Annotated in this window: 9 protein-coding genes; 4 read left to right on the top strand and 5 right to left on the bottom strand. The window is 65.0% G+C overall.

Going from position 1 to position 8,263, the window contains the following annotated elements; genetic code table 11:
- Positions 1-703: PQQ-dependent sugar dehydrogenase (locus ACREC7_RS14325; RefSeq protein ID WP_431556368.1), on the top strand; the 703-nt coding region annotated here is incomplete at its 5' end.
- A gap of 9 nt (positions 704-712) precedes the next feature.
- On the opposite strand, the gene ACREC7_RS14320 is transcribed toward ACREC7_RS14325, so the two are convergent.
- Positions 713-1,072: a gamma-butyrobetaine hydroxylase-like domain-containing protein gene (locus ACREC7_RS14320; protein WP_431556367.1), complete on the bottom strand. Its 360-nt coding sequence runs from the start codon at positions 1,070-1,072 to the stop codon at positions 713-715.
- Positions 1,073-1,081: 9 nt separating this feature from the next.
- Complete coding sequence (locus ACREC7_RS14315) at positions 1,082-1,276, bottom strand: DUF6494 family protein (protein WP_431556366.1); 195 nt, start codon at positions 1,274-1,276, stop codon at positions 1,082-1,084.
- Between the two features lie 121 nt (positions 1,277-1,397).
- On the opposite strand from ACREC7_RS14315, the gene ACREC7_RS14310 reads away from it, so the two are divergent.
- The 3 genes from ACREC7_RS14310 to ACREC7_RS14300 all read left to right on the top strand — a co-directional run bounded on the left by ACREC7_RS14310 (position 1,398) and on the right by ACREC7_RS14300 (position 4,646).
- Positions 1,398-1,535: a hypothetical protein gene (locus ACREC7_RS14310; RefSeq protein WP_431556365.1), complete on the top strand. Its 138-nt coding sequence runs from the start codon at positions 1,398-1,400 to the stop codon at positions 1,533-1,535.
- A 3-nt stretch (positions 1,536-1,538) separates the two neighbouring features.
- On the top strand, positions 1,539-2,543 hold the full coding sequence (moaA, locus tag ACREC7_RS14305; protein WP_431556364.1) for a GTP 3',8-cyclase MoaA: 1,005 nt from the start codon (positions 1,539-1,541) through the stop codon (positions 2,541-2,543).
- A 201-nt stretch (positions 2,544-2,744) separates the two neighbouring features.
- Entirely contained in the window at positions 2,745-4,646 is a 1,902-nt protein-coding gene (locus ACREC7_RS14300; RefSeq protein WP_431556363.1) for a putative bifunctional diguanylate cyclase/phosphodiesterase, read from the top strand.
- Between the two features lie 19 nt (positions 4,647-4,665).
- Here ACREC7_RS14300 and ACREC7_RS14295 read toward each other — a convergent pair whose 3' ends face one another.
- The 3 genes from ACREC7_RS14295 to ACREC7_RS14285 form a co-directional block, all read right to left on the bottom strand.
- Entirely contained in the window at positions 4,666-5,739 is a 1,074-nt protein-coding gene (locus tag ACREC7_RS14295) for a hypothetical protein (protein WP_431556362.1), read from the bottom strand.
- A gap of 79 nt (positions 5,740-5,818) precedes the next feature.
- Positions 5,819-6,988, bottom strand: coding sequence for an iron-sulfur cluster carrier protein ApbC (gene apbC, locus ACREC7_RS14290; RefSeq protein WP_431556361.1), 1,170 nt, complete (start codon positions 6,986-6,988; stop codon positions 5,819-5,821).
- Between the two features lie 74 nt (positions 6,989-7,062).
- The coding region (locus ACREC7_RS14285; RefSeq protein WP_431556360.1) for a sulfatase family protein at positions 7,063-8,263 on the bottom strand (1,201 nt) is incomplete at its 5' end.

Here is an 8,263-nt window from a genome sequence, read left to right as displayed (position 1 = left end):
GCCGGAGCAGATTGGCGGGCGGCTTGCCGTGACCCCTGACGGCTACCTCTTCCTCTCCCTTGGCGACCGGTGGAGCGGCGATCCGGCACAGGACCTTTCCAATGACGATGGGAAGATCATCCGCATTCGCACCGACGGCTCGATCCCTGAGAGCAATCCCTTCAGATGGCGGGTCGGCGCGCGGCCCGAGATTTGGAGCTACGGCCATCGCAATCCGCAGGGGCTCGCCTACGATGCAACGCGTGGCGAGCTATGGTCCGACGAGCATGGCCCGCAAGGCGGCGACGAGCTCAATCTCGTTCTCCACGGCCGCAACTATGGCTGGCCGCTTATCGGCTACGGTGTCGATTATTCCGGACGCCCAATAGGCAACGGCCTTGCCGCCAGCCCGGGACTGGAGCAGCCGGTGCATTATTGGGTGCCGGTTTCCATCGCTCCCTCGGGGCTTGCGCTCGAGCCTGATCCTGCCAACCGGATCGTCTGGATCAGCACCCTCGCCGCGGAAACCCTGGTCCGGCTGACGTTCGGCGACGGCTGCACGGTGAGCGAAGAGCACTTTCTCGAGCACGGGCTGGGACGCTTGCGCGACGTGCGCATCGACCCGAGCGGCGTCCTCTATGTGCTGACCGACGGGCCCGAGGGGATGTTGTACCGGCTGAACCGCGGGACGGGCGAGGAGGACAAAGAGAAGACCCACCTGTAGCGGAGAGGGTCAGCGCGACAGCCGCTTTGCGGCAAGCTCGGCGAGATAGGACTGAAAGCGCTCCTCCTTGTGCTCGCCAAGCTCGCGCAGATAGGTCCAAGCGTAGAGGCCGGTGTCGTGACCGTCGTCGAACACGATGCGCGCGGCATAGTTGCCGACCGGCTCGAGGCGCAGGATGCGCACCGCCTTCTTGCCTGGCACGGTGACGCGCTCCTCCGGGCTGTGACCCTGCACCTCGGCGCTTGGGCTCATCACGCGCAAGAGCTCGGCGGGGAGCGCAAAGCTCGCGCCGTCGTCGAAGGCGACGGTGAGCAGGCGCCGGTCCTTGTCGACCTTGAGCTCCGTCGGCCAGGGATCGCTCTTTGCCATCTTTGCCGCCTAACCGAGGTCTATCTCGCCTTCGACCATGTGGCGCAAGCCGGTGCCTTCCGCGGTCAGCACCATCCGGACCTTGAGCACCCCCTTGCCGCCGAGGCCCTCCTCGCGCACCACCCGCTCGATCGCCTGCTGGGAGGTGACGCCGACCTCTTTCAGGAACTTCCGCATCGACATGTTGAAACGGTGCTCGTCCATGGTCCAGTCTCCTTGAGCGGCCGGCCCTGTTATGTAAAGGATCAATCGCCATATTTACGGTTGATTGACAAGCGCGGTGACGCCGGATACGAGGCCAGCCACGAAACGGAAGACGGTGAAAATGCCGCGGAAAAGCACGGTCAAGCGCCGCGATCGCCTCGCCATCTCGTTGCAGGATGCACATTTCCGGAAGCGCGTGGTAAAGAGCGGCAGGCTCTATAACCGCAAGGCCAAGCTGCCGGCCGAGGATGAGGCCTGAGCGATGCTGAAGACGATGCAACCGATGATCGACCCGTTCGGCAGGCGCATCACCTATTTGCGCGTCTCGGTCACCGACCGCTGCGATTTCCGCTGCGTCTATTGCATGGCCGAGGCCATGACTTTTCTGCCGCGCAAGGAGCTGCTCACGCTTGAGGAGATCGACCGGCTGACATCCGCCTTCATCGCCAAGGGCGTGCGCAAGGTCCGGCTCACCGGGGGCGAGCCGCTGGTGCGCAAGAATCTCATGTGGCTGATCAAGTCGCTGTCGCGCCATCTCGGCGCAGGCCTCGACGAGCTTACGTTGACCACCAACGGCAGCCAGCTCGCCCGCTACGCCGAATGCCTCGCCGACTGCGGCATCGCCCGCATCAATGTCTCCCTCGACACGCTCGACCCGGCGAAGTTCAAGACGATCACCCGCTGGGGCGACTTCGCACAAGTGATGGCCGGCATTGACGCGGCCGACCGCGCCGGCATCAAGATCAAGATCAACACGGTTGCGCTCCGCGGCGTGAACGAGGACGAGATCGAGGCGCTGTTGCGCTTTGCCCATGCAAGGGGTTTCGACCTCACTCTGATCGAGACCATGCCCATGGGCGAGACCGGTGCCGACCGCACCGAGCAATATCTGCCTCTTAGCCTCGTGCGAGCGCGGCTTCAGGATCGCTTCACCCTCGAGGAGAGCCCGTATCGCTCCGGCGGTCCCGCTCGCTACGTGCAGGTGGGCGAGACCGGGGGCAGGCTCGGTTTCATCACGCCGCTTACCCATAATTTCTGTGAGGCGTGCAATCGCGTGCGGGTGACCTGCACCGGGACACTTTATATGTGCCTCGGCCAGGAGGACGCCGCCGATCTCAGGGCGCCGCTCAGAGCAAGCGAATCCGACCATCTGCTCAACGCGGCTATCGATGCGGCGATCGCGGCCAAGCCCAAGGGCCATGACTTCGTCATCGAAAGAGGCGGCAAGCCGGCGCTCTCCCGCACCATGTCGACGACGGGCGGCTAGACCTTCGGCGCCCGCCCAAAGGTTAACGCGCATCCCCGCTCTTTTCCCCGACATCGCTGAGCCGGGCAGCCCTTGTTCATGGGTTTGTTAAGTACGCCGCTTACGCCGTTCTTAACCGCCGACGCCTAGTTTCCTTGCACGTACACTGACGGAACCGGCCGCTTAATGTCCGCCTTGGCGTCGCTTAAAAGAAATTGGCTGTTGGCGGCATTGGTGCTGCTTTGCGCGCTGACCGTGTTGGCCGCCTTCGTGGCACCGAGCGAGATCGGCAAGATGGAGCTCGAGCTCGAGGCCTCGACGGCGGCCACGCGCATCGGCGCCGAGTTGAACGGGGAACGCGGCACCCTGATCGATGCATTCGCACGGCCGGCTCTCGCACCGCATTTGAGCCGCATCTTCGACAAGCTCGGATATGAGCACCGCGTGCTTCGCTACGAGCTCTACGACCACGCCGGTAACCTCAGCTTCGCGAGCGGCCACGCTGAACTGACATTCGATCCGAACGTGGACGGCGCTCCTCGCGGGCTCCCAAGTACAGAACCCACCGTGACGCTTCACAACCGCTCGAACGCCGCCGTGTCGCATTTCGCGGTGCTCGCCATTCCAGCTCACATGAGCGGCCAGCCTAACGGGACGCTGCTCGTCTATCTCGACCAGAGCGAGCAGGCGAATGCGCTCTCCCGCTATTTCGGCCTGATCACTGCCGTGACCATGCTGCTGCTCGGCGCCGGGGTCGCCACGCCGATCGCGCTTGCCTGGACGCGCAACCGCCAACGGCGCGAGGCCGAGGAACGGCTGCGTTATTTCGAAACGCATGACCCCCTCACCGGACTGTCCAACCGCAAGGCGTTCGACGACCTTTTGAGCAACGCGATGGCGACCATGCAGCGCAACCGGACGCATATCGCCGTGCTGTGCCTCGACGTGGACAAGTTCCATGAGATCAACGATGCGGTTGACCTTGCCACCGGCGACGCCGTGTTGCGCGAGGTCGGCAACCGGGTCAGGTCGGCGCTGCGCACCGGCGACTTCGTGGCGCGGCGTTCGAGCGACGAATTTGCCGTGGCCGTGGTCGATATCGACAATCTCGGCGAGGTCGTGGCCTTCATGGAGCGCCTGGCCGAGGCGCTGCGCCTTCCCGTTCGCATTGCCGACAAGGAGTTCATGTGCACCATGAGCGCCGGTATTGCGCTCGCCCCGAATGACGGCGACACCGCGCCGGAACTGCTGCGGCACGCCGACATTGCCCTTGCCCGCGCCAAGGCCGAGGGCGGTCAGCGCATGCGCTTCTTCGAGGAAAGCATGGACAAGGCCCTGCAGCGGAGACGCACCGTCGCGCACGACCTGCGGCTCGCTCTCCGCCGCGAGGAATTCGAGGTCGTCTATCAATCGCAATTCAATCTCGTCACCGGCGAGCAGACCGGAGTCGAAGCGCTGGTGCGCTGGCATCATCCGGTGCATGGCAAAGTGGCGCCGACCCACTTCATCTCGGTGGCGGAGGAAACCGGCTTGATCGTGCCGCTCGGCGAATGGGTGCTGCGCCGCGCTTGCAGCGATGCCGTCACCTGGAGCAAGCCTTTGACGGTGGCGGTCAATCTTTCGCCGGCGCAATTTCGCGGCGCCGATGTGGCCGAGACCGTCGCCCATGTCTTGCGCGAGACGGGGCTTCCGCCCGAGCGGCTAGAGCTTGAGATCACCGAGAGCCTGCTCATCAACGATACCGAAGAGGTGTTCGGCAAGCTCAACCGTCTGCGCCAGCTCGGGGTCAAGATCGTCATGGACGATTTCGGCACCGGTTATTCGAGCTTCAGCTATCTCGCGCGTTTCGCTTTCGACAAGATCAAGATCGACCGGGAGTTCGTGCGCAACATGCCGCGTGTCCCGGCGATGCAGGCGATCGTCAAGACCATCATTGCGCTTGGCAAGTCCCTCGGCGTGACCGTGACCGCGGAAGGTGTCGAGTCGGAAGAGCAGGCGGCCATGCTGCGCGATTTCGGCTGCCCGCAGGCGCAAGGATTTCTCTACGGCCAGCCAGGGGCCCCGGACGCCACGGACAAAGGGGCAAAGGTGACGCAGCTGAAGCCGAGACCAAGCGCAGCTTGACGCTCCGCTGATCGGGTCTTCACCGCTGGGTGGTAGATTGCGTGGTGGTTCGTGCCGGTGCGACCTTCGTCGCGTTGCCTGCGGGCGGACGGGAGGCGTTGGCAGGCGAGCGGAAGGCGTTATCGAACAGCGACAGGATGCCCTGGTTCGCCGGCGTTTGCGGCCTCGTTCTCACCACGCGGCGGGTCTGCGGACTTGCCCGTTTGGCCGTCGCGATCGGCCGCTTCTTCGTGGCCGCAGGCTCGGCCTTGGAGAGAGCTTTGACTTTCGGCAAGGCGCGCGGCTCCGGCTCCTTGGCGGGACGGGCGACCGTTGCCGGTGAGGCCGGTGCCGGTGTTTCGGCCTTAGGCTCAATGCGGGCAACCTCCGGGGCGCTCGGCCGTTCGGCCGTGGCGGGGCTCTCCCCTGGGCTCTTCGCTTCAGGTGGCGCGGGCTCGGCGCGAACGACCTCAGGCTGGGCGCTCGGCATCTCGTCGACGGGCGAAGCGGCAGGTGCGTCCGGTGCCTCGGTGTCGGCGTGGCTGTCGTCGCCGAGGCTCTTCGCTTCCACTGGCTGAGGCGACGGCGTCGCCACCGCTTCAGGTTCAGGCGGCAGCGCCTTGACCTCGGTTGGTGCGGATGCCTCGGGCGAAACCTGCTGCGGCGTAGCGTCCGGCACGGCTTCGATCGGGCTTGCTTCCGGTTTGGCGGGTTCCACCGTTCGATCCGGAGCCTCTGCGGGGGCAGCCTCGACAGGGCTTGGCTCGGCAACGGAGGGGGCAGGCGCGCCATCTGGTCTGACCGGTTCGGGAGCGGCCTCGATATCGGGCGCCGATGGAGCGGGCTCGCTCGGCGTGGGTTCGCTCGGCGCGGGCTCAGGCGCAGGCGTCTCTTTCACCATGGGAAGCGCCGAGGTCGTCGCCGGGTCGGACTCCGGTTTCACCGCGGCGCGCGGCGCGGACCGAAGCACCTCAACCTCGATGGCCGGCGGCGCGTTGCTGCCAGGCCCCGGCAAGGTAATCAGCATCGGGAGCATGGCCGCAACACAGAGTCCGTGCACGGCTCCGGCGCCAAGCACGCAGAGTGGGAGAGTAATCGAGCGTCTGTCAGTCAAGGGGCGCAGCTTCAGGGGCGCCGCCGCACTTTCGCCCCAACACCCTCGCTTAACTGAGTCGGCGCCTCACGCCAACAGTTTAGCCTTCCATCACAATGCGGGGCGCGGCGCGCGCTTCGCCCTTGTGACGTTCAAGCTCTGACCACGCGGCGTTTGCAATGGCGCGATAGGCCTCGGCTGCGGGCGACGTGGGATCGCTCGCCACCACCGGCTTGCCGGCATCCGAGGTCTCGCGAATGGCAACCGTCAGCGGCACCTCGCCGAGGAAGGGGACGCCGAGCCGCTTCGCTTCCGACTGAGCGCCGCCATGGGCGAAGATGTCGGTCGGCGCTCCGCAATGAGGACAGATGAAGGTGCTCATATTCTCGACGATACCGAGCACCGGCACATTCACCTTGCGGAACATGTTCAACCCTTTGCGCGCGTCGATCAGGGCAAGGTCCTGCGGGGTGGAGACGATGATGGCGCCGGCAAGCGGCACCTGTTGCGCCATGGTGAGCTGCGCGTCGCCGGTGCCTGGAGGCATGTCGACGACGAGCACATCGAGCTCGCCCCAGGCCACGTCCTTCAGCATCTGCGAGAGCGCCGACATGACCATGGGTCCGCGCCAGATCATCGGCGTCTCCTCATCGACGAGGAAACCCATGGACATGACCTTGAGCCCATAGGCCTGCATCGGCACAAGCTTGTCACCGTCGAGCTGCTGCGGCCTTCCCTTGATGCCGAGGAGCCGCGGCATGGACGGACCGTAAATGTCGGCATCGAGCACGCCGACCTTGAGGCCGCTTGCTTGCAGGCCAAGCGCAATATTCACCGCCGTGGTCGATTTGCCTACGCCGCCCTTGCCAGAGGCGACGGCGATGATGTTGCCGACGCCGGGGATGGCGCCGGTGCGGTGGCGGGCAGCCTGCGCCGCGCCGCGGGCGACAGGCGATCCCGGAGGAGGCGCTCTCCTGGCATCAGCGCCGTTGCCGCCAGGCTGAGGCGACCCAGCCTTGAGGTCGGCGGTGAGGGTGACGGCGACGGCCTCCACTCCCGGCACATCCTTCACCGCCTGCTCGGCGGCCTGCCGCAACGCCTCGAGCTCCGAGGCCCGGGCAGGATCGACGGAAATGGCGAAATAGACCTTGCCGCCGCGAATAACGACTTCGGAGACGAGCCCGAGCGAGACGATGTCGTCGCTGAGGTTCGGCCCTTTGACGTGCTTCAGCGCGTCGAGCACGCGCTCTTTGAGGATGGGTTCCGACATGCTGCTCTATGTATCCTCGACTGCGCGGAACACCAACAGTCTTGTGCCGCGGCGTGCTTGCCCGGAATGCAGGCTTAAGGAACCCAGCAGCCGGCACCGGCGCAGGATTTTAGCCTGTCGTGGAGGCCCCGCAGCATCGCCGCATCGCCGGCATAGCCCGGATCCTTGACCTTGTTGTCGAGCTCGTTGGGATCGGCCATGAGGTCGTACAGCTCTTCAAAGCCGTCTTCGTGACGCACGTATATCCGTGTCGCCGTGCGCACCGCCGCGTAGCGTTTGTCGGACTTGCTCACGCCATTGCCACCCTCCACCAGGATGGCACTCCGCCAAGGCGCTTTGGCATCATGGAGAATGGGCAGCAAGGAGCGGCCGTCGGGAGCGATGCCGGGCTTTAGGGCCGCAACCTCCTGGATGGTGGCGGCCACGTCGAGATTGTTGACGAGCTGACCGCGGGTCTCGTTGGGAGGGATGCCGGGCCCCTTGACCACCAGAGGCACCCTGATCGACGGCTCGTAGACCGAGTTCTTGCCGAACAGGCGGTGATCGCCATACACGTATCCATTGTCGGACGTGTAGATGATCACGGTGTTGTCGAGCTTGCCGGCGGTTTTGAGCGCGTCCTCGACGCTGCCCAGAAGATCATCGACCGACCGCAGCGACTGCAGCTCGGCGCGATAGCTCTCCTCGATCTGAGCCTTTGCGGCGTCGTTCAGGCGCGGCGACCTCGCCACCAACGGCGGCTTGTCGCTGACATCCTCCTCATCGTAGGCGGGCGTTTTGGGAAGCTTGGCATCGGCGAAAGCGTTGGCATAGGCAGGCGAGGCTATTGCCGGTTCCTTTTGCCCTTCCTCGCCTTGCCCGTGGGGAGCCTTGGTCGCGATCAGCATGAAGAAGGGTGCGGCCGAGCCCGCTTGATCCTTGATGAAGCGTGCGGCCCGATCCTTCAGCACGTCGGTCGAATAGTCGGCTGGAGCGTGACCGAAGTCGAGAAGCTTGCCATTCTCGTTGATCGTGTAGTCGTAGTAGCGGACCTTGGTGAAGGCGTACCAAAGATCCCAGCCTTGAGGCACCCAGTGTTGCTTGTCCGGGGTGCCTAGTCCGAACCAGCCATTGAGGGCATTCGACCAATAGGCGGCGCTCGCAAGGCGCGGCAGCTTGCCGGCGCCATAGCCGTTCTCATATTTGCCGATGAGCGCCGTAGTGTAGCCCGCCGCCTTCAGCCACACCGGCAAATCGTTCGCTTCCTCCTGCTTGAAGGTCTCCCAGCCGCCGCCT

Source organism: Methyloceanibacter sp. (assembly GCF_050728395.1).
Lineage (GTDB): Bacteria > Pseudomonadota > Alphaproteobacteria > Rhizobiales > Methyloligellaceae > Methyloceanibacter.
Note: the sequence above shows the minus strand (reverse complement) of the source record. Positions and strands in the feature narration are given on the sequence as shown.